At 60.7% G+C, this 22,378-nt stretch carries 29 protein-coding genes and 1 pseudogene; 15 read left to right on the plus strand and 15 right to left on the minus strand.

Annotated features, from left to right (window positions below; all coding sequences use genetic code 11):
* Positions 1-631 precede the first annotated feature (631 nt).
* Genes ACFTE1_RS07385 through ACFTE1_RS07400 form a run of 4 tightly spaced genes read left to right on the plus strand, consistent with a single transcriptional unit; the run spans position 632 to position 1,812 of the window.
* Complete coding sequence (locus ACFTE1_RS07385) at positions 632-781, plus strand: hypothetical protein (RefSeq protein ID WP_380624763.1); 150 nt, start codon at positions 632-634, stop codon at positions 779-781.
* A 23-nt stretch (positions 782-804) separates the two neighbouring features.
* Positions 805-1,161 carry a hypothetical protein gene (locus tag ACFTE1_RS07390; RefSeq protein WP_380624761.1) on the plus strand — a complete coding sequence of 119 codons (357 nt, stop codon included), beginning with the start codon at positions 805-807 and terminating at the stop codon, positions 1,159-1,161.
* A 3-nt stretch (positions 1,162-1,164) separates the two neighbouring features.
* Positions 1,165-1,497, plus strand: coding sequence for a hypothetical protein (locus ACFTE1_RS07395; RefSeq protein ID WP_380624759.1), 333 nt, complete (start codon positions 1,165-1,167; stop codon positions 1,495-1,497).
* 39 nt (positions 1,498-1,536) lie between these two features.
* The gene (locus ACFTE1_RS07400) at positions 1,537-1,812 is read left to right on the plus strand and encodes a peptidase inhibitor family I36 protein (RefSeq protein WP_380624757.1); all 276 of its coding nucleotides are present in this window, start codon (positions 1,537-1,539) and stop codon (positions 1,810-1,812) included.
* A gap of 547 nt (positions 1,813-2,359) precedes the next feature.
* Here the strand turns inward: ACFTE1_RS07400 and ACFTE1_RS07405 are convergent.
* From ACFTE1_RS07405 to ACFTE1_RS07430, 6 genes and pseudogenes are all read right to left on the minus strand, one after another.
* Positions 2,360-3,118 carry a GntR family transcriptional regulator gene (locus ACFTE1_RS07405; protein ID WP_380624755.1) on the minus strand — a complete coding sequence of 253 codons (759 nt, stop codon included), beginning with the start codon at positions 3,116-3,118 and terminating at the stop codon, positions 2,360-2,362.
* Positions 3,119-3,290: 172 nt separating this feature from the next.
* Entirely contained in the window at positions 3,291-4,040 is a 750-nt protein-coding gene (locus ACFTE1_RS07410) for an AAA family ATPase (protein WP_380624753.1), read from the minus strand.
* 148 nt (positions 4,041-4,188) lie between these two features.
* Positions 4,189-5,442 carry a plasmid pRiA4b ORF-3 family protein gene (locus ACFTE1_RS07415; RefSeq protein WP_380624751.1) on the minus strand — a complete coding sequence of 418 codons (1,254 nt, stop codon included), beginning with the start codon at positions 5,440-5,442 and terminating at the stop codon, positions 4,189-4,191.
* Positions 5,443-5,517: 75 nt separating this feature from the next.
* The gene (locus ACFTE1_RS07420) at positions 5,518-6,312 is read right to left on the minus strand and encodes a hypothetical protein (RefSeq protein WP_380624749.1); all 795 of its coding nucleotides are present in this window, start codon (positions 6,310-6,312) and stop codon (positions 5,518-5,520) included.
* Positions 6,309-6,755: pseudogene (locus ACFTE1_RS07425) on the minus strand (DUF6879 family protein); the annotation flags it as partial. The pseudogene ACFTE1_RS07425 and the gene ACFTE1_RS07420, both read right to left, overlap by 4 nt.
* A 128-nt stretch (positions 6,756-6,883) precedes the next feature.
* Complete coding sequence (locus ACFTE1_RS07430) at positions 6,884-7,492, minus strand: hypothetical protein (protein WP_380624747.1); 609 nt, start codon at positions 7,490-7,492, stop codon at positions 6,884-6,886.
* A gap of 186 nt (positions 7,493-7,678) precedes the next feature.
* Between ACFTE1_RS07430 and ACFTE1_RS07435 the strand changes: the two genes are divergently transcribed.
* On the plus strand, positions 7,679-9,424 hold the full coding sequence (locus tag ACFTE1_RS07435; protein WP_380624745.1) for a hypothetical protein: 1,746 nt from the start codon (positions 7,679-7,681) through the stop codon (positions 9,422-9,424).
* 9 nt (positions 9,425-9,433) lie between these two features.
* Here the strand turns inward: ACFTE1_RS07435 and ACFTE1_RS07440 are convergent, their stop codons facing one another.
* Together ACFTE1_RS07440 and ACFTE1_RS07445 are read right to left on the minus strand one after the other, a co-directional pair.
* Positions 9,434-9,931 (minus strand): hypothetical protein, encoded by a 498-nt coding sequence (locus ACFTE1_RS07440; RefSeq protein WP_380624743.1) that lies wholly within the window; start codon positions 9,929-9,931, stop codon positions 9,434-9,436.
* A 72-nt stretch (positions 9,932-10,003) separates the two neighbouring features.
* Positions 10,004-11,011, minus strand: a complete 1,008-nt coding sequence (locus ACFTE1_RS07445; protein WP_380624741.1) for a RelA/SpoT domain-containing protein — start codon at positions 11,009-11,011, stop codon at positions 10,004-10,006.
* Between the two features lie 225 nt (positions 11,012-11,236).
* Between ACFTE1_RS07445 and ACFTE1_RS07450 the strand changes: the two genes are divergently transcribed.
* From ACFTE1_RS07450 to ACFTE1_RS07465, 4 genes are all read left to right on the plus strand, one after another.
* Positions 11,237-11,713, plus strand: a complete 477-nt coding sequence (locus tag ACFTE1_RS07450) for a hypothetical protein (protein WP_380624739.1) — start codon at positions 11,237-11,239, stop codon at positions 11,711-11,713.
* Between the two features lie 96 nt (positions 11,714-11,809).
* A complete protein-coding gene (locus tag ACFTE1_RS07455) occupies positions 11,810-12,220 on the plus strand; it encodes an NUDIX hydrolase (RefSeq protein ID WP_380624737.1) in 411 nt (136 codons plus the stop codon).
* A gap of 171 nt (positions 12,221-12,391) precedes the next feature.
* Complete coding sequence (locus ACFTE1_RS07460; protein WP_380624735.1) at positions 12,392-13,621, plus strand: RNA-guided endonuclease InsQ/TnpB family protein; 1,230 nt, start codon at positions 12,392-12,394, stop codon at positions 13,619-13,621.
* A 175-nt stretch (positions 13,622-13,796) separates the two neighbouring features.
* Positions 13,797-14,342: an NUDIX hydrolase gene (locus tag ACFTE1_RS07465; RefSeq protein WP_380624733.1), complete on the plus strand. Its 546-nt coding sequence runs from the start codon at positions 13,797-13,799 to the stop codon at positions 14,340-14,342.
* A gap of 68 nt (positions 14,343-14,410) precedes the next feature.
* On the opposite strand, the gene ACFTE1_RS07470 is transcribed toward ACFTE1_RS07465, so the two are convergent.
* From ACFTE1_RS07470 to ACFTE1_RS07485, 4 genes are all read right to left on the minus strand, one after another.
* A complete protein-coding gene (locus ACFTE1_RS07470; RefSeq protein WP_380624731.1) occupies positions 14,411-15,019 on the minus strand; it encodes an IS630 family transposase in 609 nt (202 codons plus the stop codon).
* Positions 14,959-15,396, minus strand: coding sequence for a helix-turn-helix domain-containing protein (locus ACFTE1_RS07475; RefSeq protein WP_449329518.1), 438 nt, complete (start codon positions 15,394-15,396; stop codon positions 14,959-14,961). Before ACFTE1_RS07475 ends, ACFTE1_RS07470 begins: the two co-directional genes overlap by 61 nt.
* Positions 15,397-15,552: 156 nt before the next feature.
* Positions 15,553-16,053, minus strand: a complete 501-nt coding sequence (locus tag ACFTE1_RS07480) for an NUDIX hydrolase (protein ID WP_380624727.1) — start codon at positions 16,051-16,053, stop codon at positions 15,553-15,555.
* Positions 16,054-16,131: 78 nt separating this feature from the next.
* Entirely contained in the window at positions 16,132-16,491 is a 360-nt protein-coding gene (locus tag ACFTE1_RS07485) for a hypothetical protein (protein ID WP_380624725.1), read from the minus strand.
* A 206-nt stretch (positions 16,492-16,697) separates the two neighbouring features.
* Here ACFTE1_RS07485 and ACFTE1_RS07490 point away from each other — a divergent pair, with 206 nt between their 5' ends.
* Complete coding sequence (locus ACFTE1_RS07490) at positions 16,698-16,925, plus strand: hypothetical protein (RefSeq protein WP_380624723.1); 228 nt, start codon at positions 16,698-16,700, stop codon at positions 16,923-16,925.
* A gap of 345 nt (positions 16,926-17,270) precedes the next feature.
* Here the strand turns inward: ACFTE1_RS07490 and ACFTE1_RS07495 are convergent, their stop codons facing one another.
* Positions 17,271-17,663, minus strand: coding sequence for a hypothetical protein (locus ACFTE1_RS07495; RefSeq protein WP_380624721.1), 393 nt, complete (start codon positions 17,661-17,663; stop codon positions 17,271-17,273).
* A gap of 105 nt (positions 17,664-17,768) precedes the next feature.
* Between ACFTE1_RS07495 and ACFTE1_RS07500 the strand changes: the two genes are divergently transcribed.
* From ACFTE1_RS07500 to ACFTE1_RS07515, 4 genes are all read left to right on the plus strand, one after another.
* Positions 17,769-18,299, plus strand: coding sequence for a DUF6624 domain-containing protein (locus tag ACFTE1_RS07500; protein WP_380624719.1), 531 nt, complete (start codon positions 17,769-17,771; stop codon positions 18,297-18,299).
* A gap of 709 nt (positions 18,300-19,008) precedes the next feature.
* The gene (locus ACFTE1_RS07505) at positions 19,009-19,221 is read left to right on the plus strand and encodes a hypothetical protein (protein WP_380624717.1); all 213 of its coding nucleotides are present in this window, start codon (positions 19,009-19,011) and stop codon (positions 19,219-19,221) included.
* The gene (locus ACFTE1_RS07510) at positions 19,218-19,439 is read left to right on the plus strand and encodes a hypothetical protein (RefSeq protein ID WP_380624715.1); all 222 of its coding nucleotides are present in this window, start codon (positions 19,218-19,220) and stop codon (positions 19,437-19,439) included. Before ACFTE1_RS07505 ends, ACFTE1_RS07510 begins: the two co-directional genes overlap by 4 nt.
* Positions 19,432-19,653: a hypothetical protein gene (locus tag ACFTE1_RS07515; RefSeq protein WP_380624713.1), complete on the plus strand. Its 222-nt coding sequence runs from the start codon at positions 19,432-19,434 to the stop codon at positions 19,651-19,653. Before ACFTE1_RS07510 ends, ACFTE1_RS07515 begins: the two co-directional genes overlap by 8 nt.
* 62 nt (positions 19,654-19,715) lie before the next feature.
* Here ACFTE1_RS07515 and ACFTE1_RS07520 read toward each other — a convergent pair whose 3' ends face one another.
* Both ACFTE1_RS07520 and ACFTE1_RS07525 read right to left on the minus strand, forming a co-directional pair.
* Positions 19,716-20,369 carry a hypothetical protein gene (locus tag ACFTE1_RS07520; RefSeq protein ID WP_380624711.1) on the minus strand — a complete coding sequence of 218 codons (654 nt, stop codon included), beginning with the start codon at positions 20,367-20,369 and terminating at the stop codon, positions 19,716-19,718.
* 354 nt (positions 20,370-20,723) lie between these two features.
* Positions 20,724-21,860 (minus strand): ISAs1 family transposase, encoded by a 1,137-nt coding sequence (locus tag ACFTE1_RS07525; RefSeq protein WP_380762651.1) that lies wholly within the window; start codon positions 21,858-21,860, stop codon positions 20,724-20,726.
* Positions 21,861-22,060: 200 nt separating this feature from the next.
* Here ACFTE1_RS07525 and ACFTE1_RS07530 point away from each other — a divergent pair, with 200 nt between their 5' ends.
* Positions 22,061-22,375, plus strand: coding sequence for a transposase family protein (locus tag ACFTE1_RS07530; protein WP_380623528.1), 315 nt, complete (start codon positions 22,061-22,063; stop codon positions 22,373-22,375).
* Positions 22,376-22,378: the final 3 nt, after the last annotated feature.

A 22,378-nucleotide genomic window follows, 5' to 3' on the forward strand; every position in this document is an offset into this window, starting at 1 on the left:
CGCCTTGGCGGAATCATTGAATCAATACCGAGAGCAGAAGCACTGTATGGCTTCAGCGTCATTATAACCTCAATTGCTAGTCCCATTATAATGGCGCTAAGCGATGCACCTGGTGCAATCGAATTGCTATTCGTTGTTCCTATTTTTCTGTTTATAATAGGGCAATTTCCGGTATATTTGATAGCAATTCCTATATGTGTAGTTGTCGGTAGGTCAAGACTGCATTTGGATAAAGATTCCTCGCTACATTCTGTTCTTGCAGCGTACTTTCTTTTTCCAGGTGTTTGTATCCCAATTTCGTTGGTCAGTAGTAAGTTTCTCTCGTTGTTTCCTGCTATGCCGTGGTGGTGGTATGTGCTAGGGATTATCCCTGTCCTCGTCCTTTCGTTTGTAGCTGCAATTCGGGTCCGTTTGAGTACTTCGCGGAACTAGTAGATCGCCGCGGCGTTTTCAAAGTCGTCGAACAAGGGCCCCTGTTCTATGCGCGCGATTCCGAGTATCGCTAGCGTTGCCGTGTAGGGCCGGTTGGCGATATGGTCGCGTTCCTGCTTGATGCCCCTGCCGCCCCTGCCGCTGCCCAGGTGACTGGTTACAGGAATCCTTGGGATCGCCCTGATCGATCAAGAGTTCCATGTTCGAGGACTTTGCTGATGCCGTGCTCTTGAGTAAGGAAATGGGTTTCCTCGATACCCGCCCGTGGAACCAGGACGAGGACAAGATCATGCCGTTCATCAGAGGGTTTTGTGAAATGGTGGAAAAACGCGCGAAGGAAGAGAACTAGCATGCTGCGAAAAGAGGCTATTGATGAGTGCATCTGATGGTTTCGTGCGCCGAGCGGTCGGCCATGTTGCCGGAGCCTACTGGTTCTATACGATCTCCTACCTCTTCACCCTGTTCATGCTATACCTCTATAAGCGGTTCAAGTACTCAGCCTGGGACCCTGAGGAGACGTGCCAGAGAGAAGGCCACCGTTGGGACCCATCCTATTTCGACAACTTCCAAGGTTCTCTCTTGCCCGGTACTCCGTGCTCGGCCGACGACCACTACGAACCGGTCATCTTCAACGCCCTGTTCCCGTGGCTGCTGGCGCTCGGCGGTGTAGCGGTCGTCGGCCGCCTCGTCTGGCAGGTCCGGCATGCTCGGCAGGAAGGAGGTTCGTGACCCATGTGGCAACGTGTCCGCGCCCACGCTCGACGCTATTTCTGGCGTTACCTGGCGGTCTACGCAACAGTCGTGACTCTCGCTTTCATCGGTGTGCGCCTGGGCTTCACCGAGGAACTGAGCCGGGTGGAGTGCCTCCTCCACTTCGGGGAAGGACTCCACACCGACGACCCCAGCGGCCTGGACACCGGTCTGACGTGCAACCCGGTGTTGATCCGCGAACCGGTCGTCCTGCACTACGGACTGCCGATCCTCGCTCTCCTCGGTTTCGCCGCAGCCGCTGTCGGGATGCTGATCCGTCACCGCGACCGCCAGACCACTCACCGCCCCCTCTAGTTTCCCCGGAATCTCCCCCAGTTGAAAGGACCACTGAGCATGCCTTCTCTCCGCCTGCCCACAATCGGCCGCCGCACGTTCCTCGGCGCCGCTGGAGCCACCATCGCTGCCGCCATCGCCATCGGAGCCCAAGTCCTCACCGGCACGGCCGCGTCCGCTGTCTCGAACAAGTGCCCCAAGCTCAACGCATGCTCGTATCAGCACCCGAACTTCTCCGGCAGCAGCCTCGTAGCGGAGTACAACAACGCCAAGTACCCGTCGTTCCTCGACAACCGTACGAGCTCCATCGACAATGCCGGATTCGGGTACTACTAGTGCGCCCAGTTCTACCGCTACTCCAACTACAAGAAGCGCCTGGTCAAGGTCAGGAGCGGAGGAGAGATCAACCGGCTGACGAAGTACGGCATCGACAACCTCATCACGAGCATGAACTGGTGCGTTCGACCGAGCGTTGGTTTCTCCTCAGTTGCTTCATGCGCTACCGCCGCTGGTGCGAAGGGGGTGGTGAACACAGCCAAGGTGAGCGCGGTGAGCAGGCGACTGTACCGTAGGTTAGCAGGTGGTATCGTCAACCCACTGCGGAATCGTAGTGCACCACTCAATTATCCTGCTGGCTTAACACACCATAATGGGCCTCTGCCTTGACTGCCGAAGATGAACGAGTCGGACCCATATCAGTGGAAACGGAACAAGCCCCTGTTTACGGCCGAACAGCCCAACGTGCCAGGCACCGCAGTGGAGAACAGCCGCACGGAACTGCTTCACCATGCTTTTTAACTTCCGCCTGCAAAGCTTTGCCCTTATCCAACGGCAAGCGACTTGGCCGTTTGAACCAGAGCCGTGAGACGCCAGTCCGCGCGCCTTAGCCTTCCTGACCACGATCAACTGTGAAGCTACTGGTAGACCACCTGCCATCCAGAGATACCGACTCACCGAACTCGACAACGTCGCCCTTCGCGTCGAACAGCCACGTCCGGGTTCGCTTTACTGGAGCGTCAGCCTCGACACCGAGAAGGTCTCCATCGAACTGGCCCGCCCGATCCGCAGCGATTTGTTCGCGACCACTGACCACCCGACGACCACTGGTCCGCTCAAGATAGGCAGGTGTTCCTTCGGGAATTCGCTCCGTGCTCAACAGCGCCGGCGACGTCTCAGCAACCGTGACGTGGAACCAGCTTGTCGAGGTCGATACCGGAGCGTCAAGGCTCCGTGACATCGTCACCCGTTGCCTGCGAATGACATCGGCACCCGCGTCAAGACCGAGTGCAAGCACGACATGTGTGGGCGCTGGGACTTTGTCAGCCTCGAGAATGCGAGCGTACTCTCCGACGGGGTAAATACGACCTGACATGCGACTGGACCGCACGTGGTCATGTGCCGTGTGCTGAGTCGAAAAATTTGCGACTACTGCTCCCGCGCCAGACGGAGCCTCGAGGGCGAACCCTTCTCGCACCAACGCTGCGAGCGCTGACGAAGCCACAGACTCCTGCACGTCCCACGCGTCGGCGAGAACCTGAACGGACGGTAGCTGCTCTCCGGCGGTAACGACTTCATCGACGATCTGGTTGCGCAAATGGTTGTAAACCTGGTCATGCGTTCGATGCGTAGACTCACTGTTCATCGCTTGACCTCCCAATCCAGTCTGCGGACGCCTTGCACGCCGATACACCGTACGACGTTGTTGCAGCGAAGTCACCCACCAGAAATCGGTGATTCGACGTTGCCCCCGGTGGCACGTCTATTTGCAAACGGAAGTCCTCGCCGCCATAGCGTCTGAGATGAGAGCGAATAACCTACTCACTGGTGAACAGATGCCGCAGAAACCGTTCAGGAGAAGCCAGAAAGCCGCGGGTGAGGGCGACAGGGTCCGCATCGTCGTAGTCGACCTCGTGAGTGCCGGTCTCGTCGCACTGGTAGATGACCGCACCCGGTGCTGCCAACAGGATCGGGGAGTGTGTGGCGACGAAGAACTGGGAGCCTTGACCTGCTAGTTCGACCATGCGGGACAGCAGGGCGAGACATCCGTGAACGCTCAACGCGGCCTCTGGCTCGTCAAGAATATACAGCCCGCGTGGTCCGAACCTGTGGTTGACGAGAGCGAGGAAGCCCTCACCGTGGCTGCGTTCATGGAACGACACGCCACCGTAGGCCGGCAGCAGCGGTTCCGTGTCGGGGTCAGCGTCGAGGCGTTCGATCTCGGTTGCGACGTTGAAAAAGCTCTCGGCACGGAGGAAGTACCCGGTTGCCGGCTGCGCACCGGGGTGACGGGCGACGATGAGGTGGTTAGCCAGAGACGTATCGGTCTTCCGGGTGGTGAACCGGAAGTTCGCTGACCCGCCTTCGGCGTTGAAGCCGCACGCGACTGCGAGCGCTTCGATCAACGTTGACTTGCCGGCACCGTTGTCTCCGCAGAACGCCACGATTGGGGCATCCAGGTTCAGATCGTGCTCGAGGTTGACGAACGCTGGCAGGTTGAAAGGCCAGGTGCCACGCGGAGGGTTGTCGAGGCGGAGCGAACGGAGGTAGGCACCGTGTGTTGTCATGGTCAGGCCTCCGGCTCGAATTGCTGTAGCGACGGACGTAGTGTACCTGTTGTGCGAAGCTGAAGCAGATGACGCTGTGATGGCGTGGGCTGCGATGACGGTGCTGATCAGGTGGAGCGTTCCACGGTTTCTGGTCGTACGCAAGCTCTCAATAGTGGAGGCGGTTCACGGCCGAGTTGATGGCGGTCAGGTCCACCACATCAGGGTCAAAGTCGTCGGGTCCGTTCAGCCCGAGCCACCGTGTGTACTCGCCTGCCTCGGGGCTATCCGGGTCGGCCATGGCGTCCTTCAACTGCGCCCAACCGGCCGCGCCGCCATTGTCCTCCTGTGGGCAGGTGCCTGCGCCGTCCACACAGCGCGGATACGTCACGCCTTCGCCGGCCATGTTTGCGGCATCGATTGTGAACCGGTGCCGCCAGTCGTCTCCCAGGTCGTAGACGTACAGCCCAGATGAACCGACCTTTATGACCGTTGACAGCTTCACGCGAGTCTCGTCTCGGGAGCCGTGGATTTGGAACGCGGTTGGGGCGTAGTCCCAGTCACCGATTGTGAACTGGTGCAGGTGGCAGTTTTGCCAGCCGAATATGGCCTGGATGACCTGGTGAAACTGGCTCAACGTCGTTGCGGGGGAGATCTCTATGCGCCGCCACACCCGCGGGTTCTCTACATCTTCCAACTCTACGGTCACCTGCCAGATCATGTCACCGGGCTCAGGGGCACCCTGGGCGCGGGCGTAGAGCGTGCGGCCTGCTTCCGTGAGCTGGGCATAGTCGTCATGGACCCGGACAGCGTCGAGGCGTGCGTAGAGTCCGGCGAGCCGGCGGAGATCCCAGAGGACGAAATTTCTCTGCGATTCAAGCTGCCTGTCCGTCAGCTCCGGCCAGGACCAGCGCGGGGAAATCACCTCCCACAGCTCATCGGCCACCACTGGGAGAGAAACGCCGTCGCCAGTGTCAGCGGCGCGGAACCGCTGCCAAATGATGTCCAGCCCCAGAAGGTAGTCGTCCGCCAGCACTGACCCGCGTCCGGGATCAATGTCGGCGAGGAACGTCTTCTGGAACGTCGCGTTGAACAGCGCCTGGGTGAGCCTCTGGTCGTCGTGGACAGTCTTGGCTTTGTTCTTGACCGGAGTGAGCTTACCTTTGACGGTGCGGACGAACCCGGTGGTGTGCGCCCACCCGTAAATCTCCATCAGGTTGGGCAGGTCAGTGGAGGAGTGCGTTTTAAACTGGCGGTCGCTGATGAGCGGGTCAACCTCGTCGCCGGTCCCCAATTCCGCAACGAGGGCCTTCGCGTCCTTGAGGCCGAGGTTGCCCGTCTGGGTGAGCTTCCGGCCAGGACCGAGCCAGTCATAGAACCGCTGGACCTGGGCGGTGACGGGTAGTGATGGTTCCGAACGCATGGGCTCTAGCGTACCGGTGACCTGCGGGTATTCTGATGTGTATAGGGGATCGGATGCAACCGGTCTCGGTACACCTTAACCAACGAGATGTCTGAGTGCGTCAATGGAATCTCCGGGATTGCGAAAGACAATCCGGAGCGCGACGTTCCCAACCCGGTTTCGAAATTCATCGTCCCAAAACACAGCCAACAGCCCGGGGAATTCTTGAATCTCGTTGATCACCCCGATAGCACTTGTAGCGCCGACGGTGACGCGCATTCGCTCCAGCACGCTTACCTCATCGCCGGACTGGTTTACCTCAACCGTGATATCGAACGGCTTACCATGTTGGAGACCCGAGAACACCAGTGCCACATCCTCCGGACCGACGCTTCGCACGTCCATGACCACGTCGGTGAGTTCAGCCCACGACCGGACCGGCGTACCAGGGTCGGACAAGTACATGACCCTGAAATCCCGGCCTTGCACGTTCTCAAACTCCCGCCACCCCAGGGACGCCCAGAACCGTCCAGCCTCTTCCGACTTGGCGAGAGCATACACCGCCCCAGGGAACTGCTCGGCAATCAGTTGCGCCACCTTCGCTCCGATTCCGTTGCGTCGAACATCGGAGGCAGTCTCGAAGAGATCGATTTCAGTGATTTGAGATGTCGCTGTCGTAACGTACGCGGAGACCTCGAACAGGTCAATGCCGATCGAACAGGACGCTCTGGCGACTTCCTTGTCGTTGAGAAATGCGGAGAACCGTTCACGTCCCTGGGGCCCCTGGCGCGGTTCCCACCAGTGCGAGGTGAACCGAGGGTCATGAGTGAACTTGCTGTTGTAGCCGAGGTGTATCAGACGGATGTAGGCGGGGTCGGGTGTGGCTGTCATTGGCCAATGGCTTCCTTCCAGGCCACGCTCCAGGATTCAACCGCTTCTTCAACACGGTGGGAGGAGGTGACGACCTCAAGCGATCGTCGCTGATGGGTGTCGGGATCCCAATTGAACTGGACCAAGTACGACTCGTTTACGATCCACCAGTCGAACGGTTCAGCGACGGGAACGCCCAGTGCGGCCGCAGTCGGTTTCGAAAGGTAACGCATGTCCTCCCCGGCTTCTATGTTGTATGTGCCGACAGCTTTCAAGAACGCCTGGTAGTAGTTTGGCGGATCGCTGTGAACGCGGACTCGGCACATGGACTTGCCTTCGCTTCTCCACTGGCGAATCTTTTCGCACCACGTTCGAAGGCCCGAACTCATGGGAGGCCGCGAGGATGAGCCGGCTTCCCACGCCGCGGCACGTTCAAGTTCGGTCCCGACGTTGTAGACCTCTTGCCACTCGAACCGTCACAGCGACCGAGTGGCCTGGTTGAGCAGGTCCATGAGCGAATCTGGGGGAGGTGGCGAACTGGTGTTCATAAAGTAGGACCTCCTTCCGATGACGAGGACGAACCAAGTGTTGCTTACTGGACACGTGCGGCCGGGCGCTCAAGACGACCTGCGCCGGCAGGAGCGGCCTCCGCGTTCCAAATTCCGACGAAGAGAGTACCGATGCCGTACCACGAGTCCGGGCGCACCTCTACCGCCACGTCTTCGCGGTCGTTCCATCGCGTCAAGGTTTCCCAGCCTTCGTCGCTAATTCGATACGGCTGCAAGACGACAACAGCTCGCCCACCACGGCGGGCCTTCCATCGGGTCACATGGTCCCACGTAGCGGAATCAGGGGCGAACTTGACTCCATTCGGGCCGCAGTCGCACTTGCTGACCCGAGACGACGTCGGCCAACAGGCGCAACTGAGCTTCTGACGGTAGACGAGCGACAGCTTGTGCTTCTCCGCCCACTCGATCATCGCCAACCGCATCGGCACCTGAACGTTCGGGCCATACGGCCACGCCATACCGTGCCATGCATCCGGGTTCCTCTTGACCCCAACCGCAGTGCCCCGTGCGTCAAGGTCCTCGATGAGAGCAGCCTGCTCTGGTGAGAAGTGCCGCGGGCAGATCTGCACCATGTCGTCACGGTTGAAAATCAGGCCAGCGCCTGCATGTGCGCGTTTACAGCAGTAATCCACCAGAAGCTCTTTTCTCAGTCGGTGTTCAAGGCGTTCAGGATGGCACGCCGGCGTCGCCTTGTAAACCGGGGTCCATTTATGGCTATGGCTGATCGGCTATTGGTCTTATCCAGGCCGGTTGCGTGCCAAGGTAATCCGCGTGAGAATAGGCCTCGACCTGTGAAAACGACACGCAAAAAGGTGACCATGGACGACGAAGCAGTCACGCCCATCAAGTTCAGAGTCGAACCCGTCGACGGTGCCGACCCTGCCCACGTATCCGTCGGCGAACGCTATTGGGAACTAGCCGGTTATGATAGGTTGGGGCGCGCGCTCTGGAGGGAGACGGCCAGCGCCATCGGGAAGCAGTCCTATGTCGCTGCCGCCGTGGGAGTGCGCGCCATCGTTGACGATGCCCACTGCGACATTTGTGGTGGAGCATTGTCACTGACCTCCCGTGCGGCTCTGGAACAACTACGGAAAGGCCAGACGGTCTTGTGCGTCGACTGTGACGAATCGTTGTTGGAGAACATGGCGCGCCTGACCGAGACGAAGAGTCAGAAAGCTGCCCGCCAGGCGGCGAAAGCCCGTGAACGGCTCGAACGGGAGCAGGAACAGCAGCGAGAGAAACAACGGAAACGCGAACGTGCCGGTGCGGTCGCGCGGACTCAGCGAGAGATCATAGTGGCGCATTATGCCGTCCAGACCGAACCAGACAAGGCCGCGCCCTGGCTCGACATTGGCCCACTGGCCATGTTCGCTTTCGCGGTGCTCACACACGCGCCCACGTACGGTACGTTCGCTCCGCTCGAAACCTGGGACGATCTCGTCCACCCTGACCCAGAGAAGAACGTGGAGCGCCTTGGCGAACTGTGCCGCGCTGACTATCTTCGCATCCACCCCTCAACGCCGCCCTCGGCGTTCGAGTGGGAGAACAACGACGCCGGCGAGGCTGTCGAACTCACGACACAGTTCTGGCCCCTTCGCACCGCCTGGTACACGCCCTACGGCCCTGACGTTGCCACCGCCCACAAGGACGCGATTGCCACACTGCGTGACATCCTCACCGACGGGACGAACGCCCACGTGCTCTACGAGGCGTCGGTAGAGCTGATCGCCGCCGAAGCCAGACGGTACTTCACGTTCCAACTGGATTACGTGAACCTGCCCGCTGTGCCGCAACCGCACCGGGAACGACTACAGATGATGATCGACAAAGCCGCCGAGAGCCTGTCGCTCGGCCAGTTGTACAGGCTGACATGGGTGGCCTCGCGCCGCGGTGCCACGGCCGCCCGCCATAACCCGCGGGCTCCCTTGGCGAAAATGACCACGCACGCTGTCAACCAACTGGAACAGCTCATCGCTGAGGCACTCACGAAAGACCAGTCCACCTTGGAACACTACCGGCGTGACAGTCGGCTCGCACTGGCGCCGGCAACACGAGCGCTGTTCGAAACGCTTCTCCACGCCGACCCGATGACGACAGTCCTCGAACCGGACGTTGAGGCCCCGAAGTCCCGGCAATGGCCGGTCACTCAACCCGTCATCGAAGGGGCCTTTGACGGGCCACTGTTGTGTGCGGTGTGCGACGAGCCCCTTGACGTTGGCCACGCCTGGCTGACCGTTGACAAGTACGCCGCGATCAAGCGATCGGTCTGGGAAGAAGAACAAGAAGCATTGATTCCGACAGAACCGAACGCCATGCAGCTCGTGCTCGAACTGGCCACAGAAGGACCTAAGCCACCAGTGTGGAAACTCGTGCACAACGACTGCGACGACGGCGAGGTTGCTCCGTTCTACTTCAAACTACCGCAGACACGCGCACAGATGCTTCTGGCAGCGGCCGTTGTCATTGACGAGAAAAAAGCGTGGATCGCGGCCACCGACTTTCTGTCATTGCTGAAAGAGGCTTCCACGGGGACTGGACGGTTCGCGCCTACGGTGACGGAGTGAGTCGACCCGCTAATCGAAGGGTTCCTCATCCAGGACCTGCTCGCGCGTGGCCGCCTGCACATGAGGCACGAGTGCGGCCACCTTGGTGTTCGTGTCCTTCGTGACGTCACCGTTCATGAACGTGAGGATGCTGGCTCCACCGTCGGTGTTCTCCAAACGGCTAGCAGACCGATAGCGCGTCAATTCGGTTCCGTCCTGGTCGAGGACCGTCCACGTGTCGACCACCCACTCCGGTGCGCCAGGGCGGGCACGCAGAATCCACGCCGCACCGCTGCAGGTCGAGCCAACATGGATGGTCCAGATCTCCATGGCGACGCCGGCGTCCGGGAAGTCGATCGTTTCGATCGGCTCAGATCCCACCGGTGGGAGGCAGGAAGGGCCGAGACTGGCGAACTGGGTGCGCGCGTCCGGTATGGGGAACGTGCGTGGTGCAGTCTCGGTGGAAGCGCCGGACAGAACCAGGGCAGAGACGACAACCACGCCAAGAGCGAGAACTTTTCGAATCATCCATTCACCGTACGAGAACCGGTCTGGTTTCAGCGGTGCGACACGCAGCAGCCAGAACGTGATGTGCGACGGTCACAGTTCGTCGTTCATGAACTGTACGAACGGGTCAGCGTTCAGGAAATAGTTCGGGTAGGCGTTCTCCAGTCTCTTGACCGCGTTCACACCAACGAGCACGACGTCCATGTTCGCGCCCATGCGAACTTCCGCGGCCTCATAGGCGGCAGCCGCCGCTGCGAACGTGGCGAAGCCGGTGACCGATAGGCTCCTGGCGTGCGGGTTCAGCGCAAGTAGCACGAAGCCTCCGTCGTGCACAGCGTGAACCGACTGATCGAAGGCACGTGAGGACTCGGTCAAGGTCTGAAGCAGCCCGATTTTATCGTCGATGCGTTTCAACTCAGCGCGCAGATCACGTAGCGACGTGGGCGCCTCCGGCACCGGCGCAGTGTGTTCCCGAGCCGCAATGAGGGCACTGGCCAGTTGAAAGAACCGCAGCCACAGTGCATGCCCACGGCTGGACTTCAACGTTTGAGCAGTAACCAGGCCCGCTGTCTCTACTGCTGTTGACCAGGCATGCTCCAACACGGTGCGCATCTGGATCTCGACGTGGAGCCCGTTCCACTGAGCGGCGCCGTCGTCGTGAAAGCCGTAGACGAGGTGGAGGCCTCGATACCCGGAAGACTTCGGCTCAGCCAGGTAGTCATTGTGGCGGACCAGCCGATGCGGTGAGAGCGCGGCTCTCAGCAAGGCGTCAACGTCTCGGACCTGCTCGATGGACGGCATGATGACACGGCATCCGGCCACGTCCTGCATCTTGGCGAGGTGCAGCGACGGGAACCGTTCCAGTTTATGCACGATCGAAGGCAGTCTCTTGAACCGCCGGGCCACCACGGCACTGGACTCGACATCAGTGGCGATCCGCTGCAGGTGTTGAGAGATGACATGGAGAGGGTAGCCATGAGCCGAACGCCAGTTGTTCAATACCGCCAACGCGTGAGGGTGCTCGTGAACAGGCATGCCGCCAGCCAAGACGACGCCAGCCCGTTTGGCTTCTCTCTTGGAAAACTGCAGTCGAGTCCACATCGTCCCTCTATTATCGCAGGTCGCGTTGCCTACGTCGAGCGGCATTCGCGGCACGTGGGCAACGGGAAGTCCGTTGGACGCCTCACTCCCACTACCGCTTGAACACCAAGTCAGTTTCACCCCGGACATGCGACGTGGACACACGCACGGTCGGATGCGCGGAGTCCTCAACCTTGCTACCCTCGCAGCGACTCTCGCCCCCAGCACGATAGGAAGACCGCACCGATGACGCACACAGACCTTCGCCGCCCCTCCCTCGTCCACAACCTCATCGACACCGACGCTGACGATTCCGCCATCGTGGCCGTTACCATCGGTTTCTTCGTCAACCTCGTCCCCGGCGGAATCACCCTCGTCGGCCTCACCGCCTACGCCTACAAGCAGGCCGGCGCGACCTTGTTCTACTCGATCGTTCTCGCCGCAGCCGCCTACTTCCTCAGCCTGGCCGTAGTCGCCGTCGTCTCCTGGTTCATCGCCACGCGAGGAATAAAGGCTGGCTCCACACTCACCTGGACGTTCCTTATGGCCCTCGTTCTTGCCGCGGTCGCGCTCATACCCATGGAACTTGGGTTCGAGCAGACGATCAACAAAGTCGCCTACGTCGCCGGAACGGCTGTTATCTACCTGGTCGCGCTCGCCTGCACGCGTATTCTCGCCCAATGGGTGGCCCGCGAACTGGGTATTGACCGAACAGGCCGGTAGCAGAGGAAGGCGCTCACCGGGAGGCGATGAACGCGCACCGAGTGACCCGTACGAGGAAAGGACTCTACGATCGAGACCGAAGCTGACCGAGCTGCGATGCTCGTAGCCCAAGCCCGCCGCGACGGGATTGTCCAACTTGTCGTCGGAGCGGTCATCCGTGACGAGAAAGGACGCACACTTCTATTGCGACGACCGAGCGCGGACTTCTACGGCGGGCTATGGGAGTTGCCCAGTGGCAAGGTCGAACCAGGGGAAACACTCACTGACGCCGTCAGCCGGGAAGTTGCCGAAGAGACCGGCCTTCACGTCACGTCGACCGGTTCGCACCTAGGGAGTTTCGACTACGTCGGATCCAGCGCTAAACCCTCACGCCAGTTCACGTTTACCGTCGCGGTGGCCACCACTGAACCAGTGCAATTGAGCGAACACGACACCTACGGGTGGGTGCCACCAGGCAGCACTGTTGCCGTCTCCGACGAAGTCGCAGGCCTCCTCGCAAAGCTCTAACCAGGAAGAAGAACATATACGTCTCTGTGTGGGGTCACCTGGCGAGCCTGGTTGCGTCTGGCCGCGGCATCCGCGATGATCGGAATTTCGTAGTGCGCAGACCCCCGGCTTTAGCCGTGGGGTAAGCACGTCAACGACTACGATGTCAGACCTCACGGATAGGATCTTTTCGTGCTCACCGGACGCCGATACCGCCTCAAACTCACTCCCGAACAGGCCGAGGCCTGTGGTGAGTTCGCGTCGGCGTGTCGGTTCGTGTGGAACTGTGCCCTTGAGCAGCGGCGTGAGTACCGCCGTAGGGGAGATTGGGTGAACTACGCCCCGCAGGCTCGTGAACTGGCCGAGGCGAAACGTGAACCCGTCCTGGAATGGCTGCGGGTCGCGCCCTCCCACATTCTCCAGCAGACCCTCCGCGACTTGGACAAGGCATGTCGTGACCATGGAACCTTCAAGGTGCGGTGGAAAGCGAAGCACCGGTGGTCCCCGTCGTTTCGTTTTCCCGACCCGAAACAGATGGACGTGGAGCGGATCAACCGGAAGTGGGGGCGGGTCAAGCTCCCGAAACTCGGGTGGGTCACCTACCGTTCCACCCGCCGTCTCGGCGGGGCGGTCAAGTCCGCCACCGTCTCGTTCAAAGCGGGGTCGTGGTGGGTATCGTTCCTTGTGGACGACGGCGAAACTACGCCCGAATGGCACGCCAACCCCGCAGCTGCGGTCGGGATCGACCGGGGAGTGGCATACGCGGCGGTCACCAGCGACGAACAGTTCTATGACCGCGCGTTCGCCTCCCCGGGAGAAGTGAAGCGGTATAGACGGCTGCAGCGGGCTCTCAGTCGGCAGAAGAAAGGCTCCGCCTCTCGGGGCCGTACACTGGCACGCCTGCGGCGTCTGGCCTGCCGCATCTCCGACCGGCGCGGCGATTTCACCGCGCAGACCGCCCACCGGATCGCCACCGGCAACGCCGTGGTCGTGCTGGAAGACCTGAAGACGAAGAACATGACCGCCCGGGCTGGTGAACGGAGCGTCGCGGCGAAGTCCGGGCTCAACCGGGCCATCCTGGACAAGGGCTGGCACCGGCTCGAACTCGCCCTGGCCTCCAAGGCCCGGTACACCGGTACCGAGCTGGTCAAGATCCATCCTGCGTACACGTCCCAAACCTGCAACGCCTGCGGACACCTGTCAGCGGAGAACCGAGAGAGCCAATCGATCTTCCGCTGCAAGGACTGCGGGCATCGGGCGAACGCGGACGCCAACGCGGCGAAGAACATTCTCAAGGCCGCAGGGCTTGCGGTCTCAGCCTGTGGAGATCTCGATATTGGTCGGTCTGTGAAGCAGGAACCAGTGGCGTCCGCGAGGATTCCGCACCAACCGGGTCCACCGGTTGGAATCCCCCGGCTTTAGGGTGCTGTTGGTAAAGGGACAAATCTCCGTCCGAAGCACGGTCCTCGGCGCGCGCGACCGGGGAATTCCCGATAGACGCTCGACTGTTCTGTCCGTTGCCCAACAGCACCCTTTAGCCGTGGGGAGGAAGTCAAGAGACGCTGCCGTCGACAACCCTGCCGAAAGGTGAACTCACATGATTACAAACGACCACATTGCGACCGTTACCAGCGACTACCTCGCACACTATCCAGGCGACAAGGACCGCCTTCGCCTGCTCTTGGATGCACTTGACGACGCGAACGCTCTCGCCACGCGCGAACGGCTGTCCGGGCATGCGACCGCAAGCGCCTACGTGGTCGACAACGCCGGCCGGGTACTGTTCATCGAACACAAAGCGTTGGGAACGCTGCTGCAACCGGGCGGGCACACCGAACCAGAAGACCAGGACCTCATCGGCGCGGCCCGCCGTGAAGTTGGTGAAGAGACCGGGTTGACTGAGCTGACGGTCATGAACGGCCAGAGCGCACCGGTGTGGATTGACATTCACACGATCCCTCACTCGGTGGCAAAGAACGAACCTGAACATGACCACTACGACTTCCAGTTCGTGTTCACCGTGACGGGGGAGCAGACAGTGACGCTGCAGGATGAAGAAGTCGACGGATACCAGTGGGTTTCCGTGGAGGACATGCCGGAGGGCGAAGTCAAGGCGAGGTTGACCACGGTACTGGCCACCTGACGTCGCCGGCAACGCACGGGCAGGTTGGCTTAGAACGGGCGTTGCTACTGAACTTGTAGTGTCGGGGTCTATGGAGGCTTGAGGCCGGTTCCGGCGAAGAATCCGTCGATGAGGTCGGTGCGGGCCTGGATATCTTCCAGGTGTGTTCGAACGAGCTCGAGAAGGTGGTCGACACCCTCGATCAGGGTGTTGGCCATGCGGCGTTTGAGCAGGGACCATGCACTCTCGACGGGATTGAGTTCGGGAGCGTAGGAGGGCAGTTGGTAGACCCGTAGCCAGGGGCGGGCCGCGATCATTTTCTTCATTCGCGCTGATTTGTGGGCGTTGAGGTTGTCCCATACGAGGACGATCGGGCCGTCCAAAGCGCGGTGGGCGGCATCGAGGAGGTCGGCGAACTGGCGTTCGCGGAAACCGCTCTTCTCGCCCTTGCGCTTGCGATGAGGCATAGTTCGGTAGAAGAACCGGGAGCGCTCACCAGGTCGGTAGGCGGACAGTCCGGCTAGGGAGACCCGCCCTGACCCGCGTTTGCGGACCCGGACCACCGGGGTTCGTCCTCGTCGGCCCCAGGTACGGGACCGGGCTGGTACGAGGGTGTGCGACGCTTCGTCTTCGAAGACTATCCACGCGCCCAGCCTGCGCGCGATCCTTTTACCTGCGGCCAGGTCTTCTTCTGCCACTGCACGATGGCTTCGTCGTCTCGGTCGGAGGCTTTGGCGTCGGGTATCTGCGGACTCCAGCCCATACTGTGCAGTACAAGGGAGACGCCTTTGAGGCTGTAGGTGGTGGCGAACCGGCGCTGGATCAGGGACCGCACCCGCGCTAGAGTCCAGCGTTGATCGTCTCCGAGGCCGGCGGCCTGCGGACCGGCCTCCAGTGCCTTCTCCAACTGTGCGAGCTGGTCGGCATTCAGGCGCGCCTTTGCTCCCGAGGCGCCCTTGGATTTCAGTGCAGCATCTCCGCCTTCCTTCCAGGCACGATGCCACTGATGGCCGGTTTTGGTCGAAACCTCGAACGTCTGGGACACTTCCAAAGGTGTGGCTCCGGCGTCGAACATTGCGGCGGCCTCAAGACGAATCGCCTCGCGCTTTGCGCGCGCTGCGGCGTTCAGGCCGCCCCCGTCTCCATATCTCACAGATAGTTCAACGAGGACAGGCCCACTCGGATACGCCAGATGACCCCGAAACTACAAGTTCAGTAGCCGCCTACATGTTCATGGAGAGACCTCGAGAAGAAGGGCGTCCTGGTTTACGGTGATGAAGTCCCGGACCTCAATAGGCCTCAGGTTGATCGACGTGAGCGTGTCCTGTCGAAGGGCGACTCGTTCGATGTCGTAGGAGCCTCGTGAGGAGTCAGCGAACTCGCTACCGGTTCGCTTGGCCATGTCCAGGGTGAGCAACCGGGCGACGAAATAGTACTGTACCGCTACCTGGCCCTTCGAAGAAGTAGAACTGGTCAAGTAGACCTGTGTGGCAGGACCGACGTGCGCGCCGAGCTCCTCGACCAGTTCACGACGCATCGCTGCTTCCGGGGACCGATCATGATCCTCGATTCCGCCGCCCGGTGTCGTGTAATAGGGCGCTTGTTCGGGCTTGGTTCGCTTGATGAGGACGAGGCGGCCGGAATCGTCAATGAGGATGGTCCGGGCGGCACGACGGCCCCTCGACGCTAGTGGCGAGCGCATGAGGTCAGTGTACGAGCAGTGCTCTGGCATGGACAAGATTCTGGCCAGGCGAGCACTGAGCGGGAGAGCGTCAACGTCAGTTTGACGCGACCCGGCACTGGCACCGACCTACGTCGCTGCGCCAGAGGCTTCCCGTTCAGCGAGAAACTGGTCCAGGACGACGAAAAGGCCAGCGACCACTTCACTCTCCTCTTCACCGGCGAGACGATAGGGATTGAGGTCTCGGTCGGGAAACGCCGCAAGCAGAGCCAAATGCGGCCATCCGAGAGACGACGAACGACCCACGCGAGCGACCAACCACTCCGGAAACCCGTCCAAGCCCTGCGCGCCGCTGCGACGCTGCCCAATGTCGTAGCCGGTCAAAAAGTGCACCATGCGTTCATAAGAGACAAAGCCGGTGTACATGCCAGGACGCTTCGCTACCTGGGCCATGAACTCACGATCGGTCAAATTTTCGAAGTCGCCCATGGAACTCCTCTACGGTCGCACTGCAAGAGATTCACGACTCTACCGCAGCGGTAGCGCATGCTATAGAGCCGAGCCTTGAGACTCAAGCAGTACCTCCGCGTGTTGTTCACGCACTTGACGGTTAGTTGCGAGGCGGCAATAAATCCTTAAACTCAGCTACGTACCCCAGACGACGGCGTCCGGGGAAACACAACTGGGGAGAAGTCATGCACCGCAAAGCTTATAACTGGGAGAAAAGCGCCGCCCGCGGGGCGAAGAAGATAACAGGCGCCGGCCATCGCCTTCTCGTGCACGCGGCGATGGAGTACACCGACAAGTACCCCGAGGTGCTTGAGCTTCACGTCGGCCCTCGCGTGGACCTGCTCAAGGACTACCTAGTTGACTACGTCGAATACTACGCAATTCCATGCAAGGGCCGAACTACCTCGCCCTAATGTGCGACGCGGGTCAAACGGACTGGCGCTACCCGACTCAGGCGCAGTGCTCCGTCCTTGAGGGGCGGGGCACTGCGCCTCAGAACTCCGCGCGGAGGATCGACCGGCCCCACGCGAGCTGCCCTCGCCACATGTGTAAACTGTATGCAGGCATGTGAGAATCAAGCTGAAGCCTCTAGCGCAGGACATGCGCGATGTAAAGCCTGTGGAGCCCGTATAAGACCGCCTAGGCGGCAGTGGTCGCAAACACCCGTAAGGGAAGGAAGCAGGAACCCACCCGTAGCGCTCATTCGGGAGCCAAGCCGGGAATCTCCGCCTGTTCACGGCGGGGAGGATGTCAAAACGTCAACCGTTCCGCGGTAGACGCTCGGTCGCCAACCGATACGACAGCACTTGCCGCAACGCCTCCACGACACGGTCGGCAGGGAACCGTTCACCGGCGAGCGTCTCGGCCATTTCAATCGTCTGGGCGCTTGCCCCGTTCACGGTGAGGTGCGCGACCAGCCAACCTTCCAAGTCGTCGTCCTCTGCCGACAGGGCGAGCGCTGTCGATGTGGGGGCAAGGTCGTCGTCGCGGACAACCGTGATGTCGGGGATGGGCAAGTTCTGGGAGGCGTAGGAAGCTGCCGGCAGACCGACCCGGTAAGGGTGGACGCACGTCGGTGCGCCCGTGGTTGTGTTCAGTCGACAGTCGGCGGCCTTGTCGAACTGGCTGTCAGGTCCGGGCTTGTTGGACACGTCGAATTAGCCTGGCCCGCGGGTGAGCGCAGGACAGATGGCACAGACGACACCGTCGACCCACTCGTGCATGATATCGACACCTAACGAGAAGAGGACTGTTCAATGACTATTGTGGCCCACTGGGCAGGGATTCGACGTGAGCTACTGGAACGCAGCGAGACAGACCAGGACATGCGACGACAGGTGGAGGACGCGACCGCTCAGTTCACGAAACCAGTACCGGAAGCTCTCGCCGTTACGTGGCGGCAGGTGGACGACGACAACACGGCCTGGTTGAAACAGGTCGTAGCCGACCACGGGTGGCCGTTGATTTCTTACGTAGGTGAGGAGGCCGCCCATGCGGCATGGCTGCTGGCACAACATGCCGGCGACCTCGACTGGATGGAACACACGGCCCTTCGTGTCATGGAGGAGGCCGCCGCCGCAGGCGAGGCAACCGACCGTGACGTCGCCTACCTTAAGGATCGCGTATTGATTTCTACCGGCCGACCTCAACTCAGCGGCACGCAATGGCGTCAGGTCGGCGACGAAGGCGGGTTCGCACTGTTCCCCTACGATGGCACTCTTGAGGACGTTGAACGGCGCCGAGCCGCACTCGGAATGCCGACAATTGAGGATTCACGACCGTCGTGAACACGACAGTATCAACACAGGCAGTCTGCCGGCGGGACGAGTTCCGACGGTCGCGTGCATTGCAGCTGGTGACCTCGGCCGTCACGTTCAACCCGGTGATCGAGCTGAACACTAGGTCTCCGCTGGGAAGTCGTTCGAGGCCTCCAGTGAGGCGTGGTGGCACGTCACAGCCCGTCACTTCGCGTTGCGGGAACAGGAACGAGGGGACGGGGCGTTCATGCATGAGGCGTTGACGACCTCAGCGGCAGCAGGGGAGAGGTTCGTGGCGTTCGAGTCGCTGCTCGTTGCCATGGGGTGTAAGGGACGAGCCACAGCTTCGGCGGACGGTCGCAGAATGACAGTGTCGGTGAGCGCGACCTATGAGGCGTTCGCGACGTGACTGGCGGAAGCTCTTGCGTAGTGGCCACGACCGTTAAAGACGAGGTGCTGCACGTATGTCTTTGAAAAAGCGTCGGTGTAGAGCTTCAATGTGATTCCATTTGAATTCAGTACGGCTACGAAAAGCGTTCATGAACCGATACAGCGATACGATTGACCTGTGAAAACAGTCAATTAACAGGATCAGGAATCAATTATCGCACGCGCCATCAAACGAGTTCCCATCGATTTCAAATTCAACTGGAACGACTGGCATGAACGAGGAAACAAGCCATCGGGTCCGGCCTATCAAGTCTGGGAGGACGTTACTGAAGGAAGCCCCATCAGCCCCGTGTTCACCACCCGAGACGACCTCGTCGAGTGGCTGACACACCCCGACCGAGGCGAAGAAACCGTCTGCCGAGACGCCGCCGAAGACTTCATCAACAACGGATGGGCACCCAGCAGATATACGTGGAACGGGCACGTCCTTCGCGGCGTCGCCACGTTCGAAATAGGACACGACGAATGCGTCGCCCACGTCGTCGCTAGGCAGACGACATGACCGGGACCGCTTTCATCCGAATTGAGGACCCGTTCCAGCGCCTCACCATGAAAACCCGGCACGTGCGCGAACACACTGTCTTCGTCGACGACGTGCCGCTCAGTGAGGACGGAAGCGTGAACATTGACGCGCTCGCCGGCGAGTTCGATCACCTGGAAGAGTCCTGCACGTGTGAGGAATGGACGCTCATCGCAGCAAAGGAGGCCTCACGTGGGTGACCGTATGGTGAAGGTGACATGGAAGCTAACCGAGACGTTCACCGGCGAGTTCCCCGCCAGTGACGTGTTCGAGGACGACGGAAGCGTGGACGAGGACAACGAGTGCCTGCAGGACGCTGAAGCAGCCGACCGGGACGGCACGGTCACCTATTGGGACGGGGAGACAGAGAGGGAAGTCCTCGAAGTCACCGTACTTCGTCGTATAGCTGCCTGACACACGCGAGCGGGGGCGTGAGCCGATCATCGGCTCACACCCCCGCTCGCGACTTGTTGACTCTACGCTGCCGCGGGTGTGTCGTCAGGTTCGTCAATCGAGGCAGGGAGGCCTGCTTCGTCCCGCCACAGCCCGGCGAGCGCAGCCGTGCGTTCGACATGCTTCCTCAGCTCGGTCACGCAACCGCACCTGTCGTTTACGACTTCCAAGTGCGTGATGAGCGCTCCCATGGCGTCATGTGCCGACTCATGATAGGCGTGAGCGAGCGTGGCAGCTCGGAGACGTTCCCGGTCGGGGTGATCAGTTCTCCAGTGGGAGACGATGAAGGCGATTGCGGCCTCAAGGACGGTCTTTTCCTTGTCTGTGGCTTCATCGAAGTCGATGGGGAGGGAGTCGCTGTTACTGTCGAGAGTTTTAACGTTGACTTGGCAGCCCGCTTGAATGGGAACGTTGTCCAGCCAGTCATGACCGAAGTCGTGGTCCGGTTCGGTTGTGGTGGCGAGGACGCACAGGTTCGCGTCGCTGAGTTGGTTGTCCTCATGCCTCCAAAAATTCGAGCAGGGCGAGTACGCGATCGTGAGGTACAGGCGTGTGTAGTCGATGTCGAGACGGTAGGTGGTGAGAACTTCATTGTCGACCGAATCGATCCAGGTGACGGCGACGTCGCCGAGGTCTGGGATTGCGTGCATTGTGGGTGAAGAGAACTTCGCAGCCATGGGTATGCTTTCTACAAAAGATAGGAGAAATGCTTTCCTGTTTGATCTCCTGCAATTGTTTCTCACTCATGGAGAAAACACACGTGATGATATGAAGTTCTTATTGCCTTGTAGTGCAATGTGTTCGGGTAACGGTGAAAGACTACAGGACGATAAAAATGCATTGCTTCAGGCTTTCATGGTGCTTTGTTCAGGGCTTCTCCATTTTCGTAGGGTAGAGGGATTTCGCCTGTTCGGGGCCATGACGTGAAGAACGGGACTTCCGTTGACGTAGTTGGCAAACCATATCGTCAACAAGGAGAAGTCCCCTGTCCTGCAATCCTCTCACCTCAGCAGGGCGTGCTGGAGTTCCGGTTATGGTTTGATTCCGAGGGCGGGGAGGACCTGTTCGGGGTTCTTGGCGTTCTGTCGGCAGGCTTTGGCGATGTTGACAGCTCCGCTCAGTCGGAGGGCGCCGATGGCCAGGTTGCGGAGTCCGGCCAAGGCCCGTGGAGCGTTGCCGGTCGAGACGGTGGAGGCGTCTTCGCGGAAGGTGCGGTCTCGCACGTGGTGGGAGCGGTTTTCAATCGTCCAATGTCCTCTCGTGTAGTGGTTGATGTGTTCGGGGATGGCCAGGTGGGCGGGCAGGTTGGTGACGGCATAGACGGTCTCTCGGGTTTCCTTCTTCTCTCTGGGTTTGCGGCGACGGTGCAGGCGGATGGCGATACTCGTTCCGGGCAGTCGCAGGGCCTCGACCGATTCGTCGACGCAGGTGATCTTGACTGACCGGGACTCCTTGCGGCCGTGCTCTTTGCCTGAGGCAGTGTGGCCGATGGGAATCGTGTTCCAGGGCAGGGCTTCAAGCTCCTGGTATTGGAGCTCTTGATTGCGCTTCACGATGGCGACGTAGTAGGCGTTCTTCTCTTCGTGGACCCAACGCAGTAGCTCTTTTACGGTGTGGAGGGCGTCGAAGGTGAGGACGGTGCCGGTCAGGTCGAAGGGTTCGAGTAGGGGTTTGAAACCGGTCGTCTCGTTGGTTTTCTTGCCGACTTCCTGTTGGGCGTAGGTGATCCCGTCGTCGTGGGTGACCAGGGACAGCAGGTGGCGGCGGTCGTTGCCCCGGGTTTTGGATCCTTTGAGGGATTTGCCGTCCAGTGCCTTCGCTGCCAGGGGCCGGCGCTTGCGCGGTGTCGGATCGGAGTCGTCCTGGTCCTTGTCTTGGTTCAGGGTGATCTGGTGGCGGTCGATCAGCCACTGGCATAGCGCCTGGTCAAGGGCTTCGGCGTCAATACGGGTGAGGATGGTGCTGATACAGGCGCGGGAGGGTGAGCGGCGTAGCCGGAAGGGGTGGAACCGGAATCCCAGCCGGTGGAGGACGTCGGCGCTCAGCGCTTCGGCCCATTCGGCGATCTCTGAGATGGTGGTGGCCCCGCAGGAGACGGCGGCAGCGGCGATGGCCAGGACCGATGCCAGCGGGTACCATCGGCCTCTGCGTGAGCGGGGATCAGGCACTGTCTCGAGGTAGCGTCGCAGGTCGGGAAGGTCGTCACGCTGGAGGTCACCCGCCTGCGACAAGACAGCGGGAACTTGCGAAGATGAGGACGAGGGCACGGCTTCTCCTTGAGCACCATACGAACTAGACACTCATATGATGCGGGGAACCGTGCCTGCTTCTATCTGCACCCCAACCGATCACGCTCTGTCACTTCAGGATGAAGCAGGAACTCCAGCACGCCCTGCTCACCTCAGGCCCCATCGTGTCCGGCTTTACTGAGTTTCTCGGCCATTTGAGCGACCCCCGCAGCCCACAAGGGCGCCGGCACTCCCTGTTCAGCATCCTCGCCGCGGCGTGCTCAGCGATGCTGGCCGGACGAAAGACCTTCTCCGCCATCTGGTCCTGGATCCGCCACGCCCCGACCGCGACCCTCCGAGCGATCGGCTGCCGCTATGTCGAGGGCCGGTTCATCCCGCCCTCCTACAACACGATCCGCCGCGTCCTCGGCGCCGTCTTCCGTGCTCTCGAATAAAAG

This window comes from Salininema proteolyticum (assembly GCF_042685645.1).
GTDB lineage: Bacteria > Actinomycetota > Actinomycetes > Mycobacteriales > Micromonosporaceae > Salininema > Salininema proteolyticum.

What these genes read in the sequence shown, in the direction of transcription:
- ACFTE1_RS07385 (WP_380624763.1), top strand. Translation starts at nt 632, where the DNA reads ATGTTCGAGGACTTTGCTGATGCCGTGCTCTTGAGTAAGGAAATGGGT.
- ACFTE1_RS07390 (WP_380624761.1), top strand. Translation starts at nt 805, where the DNA reads ATGAGTGCATCTGATGGTTTCGTGCGCCGAGCGGTCGGCCATGTTGCC.
- ACFTE1_RS07395 (WP_380624759.1), top strand. Translation starts at nt 1,165, where the DNA reads ATGTGGCAACGTGTCCGCGCCCACGCTCGACGCTATTTCTGGCGTTAC.
- ACFTE1_RS07400 (WP_380624757.1), top strand. Translation starts at nt 1,537, where the DNA reads ATGCCTTCTCTCCGCCTGCCCACAATCGGCCGCCGCACGTTCCTCGGC.
- ACFTE1_RS07405 (WP_380624755.1), bottom strand. Translation starts at nt 3,118, where the DNA reads ATGAACAGTGAGTCTACGCATCGAACGCATGACCAGGTTTACAACCAT.
- ACFTE1_RS07410 (WP_380624753.1), bottom strand. Translation starts at nt 4,040, where the DNA reads ATGACAACACACGGTGCCTACCTCCGTTCGCTCCGCCTCGACAACCCT.
- ACFTE1_RS07415 (WP_380624751.1), bottom strand. Translation starts at nt 5,442, where the DNA reads ATGCGTTCGGAACCATCACTACCCGTCACCGCCCAGGTCCAGCGGTTC.
- ACFTE1_RS07420 (WP_380624749.1), bottom strand. Translation starts at nt 6,312, where the DNA reads ATGACAGCCACACCCGACCCCGCCTACATCCGTCTGATACACCTCGGC.
- ACFTE1_RS07435 (WP_380624745.1), top strand. Translation starts at nt 7,679, where the DNA reads ATGGACGACGAAGCAGTCACGCCCATCAAGTTCAGAGTCGAACCCGTC.
- ACFTE1_RS07440 (WP_380624743.1), bottom strand. Translation starts at nt 9,931, where the DNA reads ATGATTCGAAAAGTTCTCGCTCTTGGCGTGGTTGTCGTCTCTGCCCTG.
- ACFTE1_RS07445 (WP_380624741.1), bottom strand. Translation starts at nt 11,011, where the DNA reads ATGTGGACTCGACTGCAGTTTTCCAAGAGAGAAGCCAAACGGGCTGGC.
- ACFTE1_RS07450 (WP_380624739.1), top strand. Translation starts at nt 11,237, where the DNA reads ATGACGCACACAGACCTTCGCCGCCCCTCCCTCGTCCACAACCTCATC.
- ACFTE1_RS07455 (WP_380624737.1), top strand. Translation starts at nt 11,810, where the DNA reads ATGCTCGTAGCCCAAGCCCGCCGCGACGGGATTGTCCAACTTGTCGTC.
- ACFTE1_RS07465 (WP_380624733.1), top strand. Translation starts at nt 13,797, where the DNA reads ATGATTACAAACGACCACATTGCGACCGTTACCAGCGACTACCTCGCA.
- ACFTE1_RS07475 (WP_449329518.1), bottom strand. Translation starts at nt 15,396, where the DNA reads ATGTTCGACGCCGGAGCCACACCTTTGGAAGTGTCCCAGACGTTCGAG.
- ACFTE1_RS07480 (WP_380624727.1), bottom strand. Translation starts at nt 16,053, where the DNA reads ATGCCAGAGCACTGCTCGTACACTGACCTCATGCGCTCGCCACTAGCG.
- ACFTE1_RS07485 (WP_380624725.1), bottom strand. Translation starts at nt 16,491, where the DNA reads ATGGGCGACTTCGAAAATTTGACCGATCGTGAGTTCATGGCCCAGGTA.
- ACFTE1_RS07490 (WP_380624723.1), top strand. Translation starts at nt 16,698, where the DNA reads ATGCACCGCAAAGCTTATAACTGGGAGAAAAGCGCCGCCCGCGGGGCG.
- ACFTE1_RS07500 (WP_380624719.1), top strand. Translation starts at nt 17,769, where the DNA reads ATGACTATTGTGGCCCACTGGGCAGGGATTCGACGTGAGCTACTGGAA.
- ACFTE1_RS07510 (WP_380624715.1), top strand. Translation starts at nt 19,218, where the DNA reads ATGACCGGGACCGCTTTCATCCGAATTGAGGACCCGTTCCAGCGCCTC.
- ACFTE1_RS07520 (WP_380624711.1), bottom strand. Translation starts at nt 20,369, where the DNA reads ATGGCTGCGAAGTTCTCTTCACCCACAATGCACGCAATCCCAGACCTC.
- ACFTE1_RS07530 (WP_380623528.1), top strand. Translation starts at nt 22,061, where the DNA reads ATGAAGCAGGAACTCCAGCACGCCCTGCTCACCTCAGGCCCCATCGTG.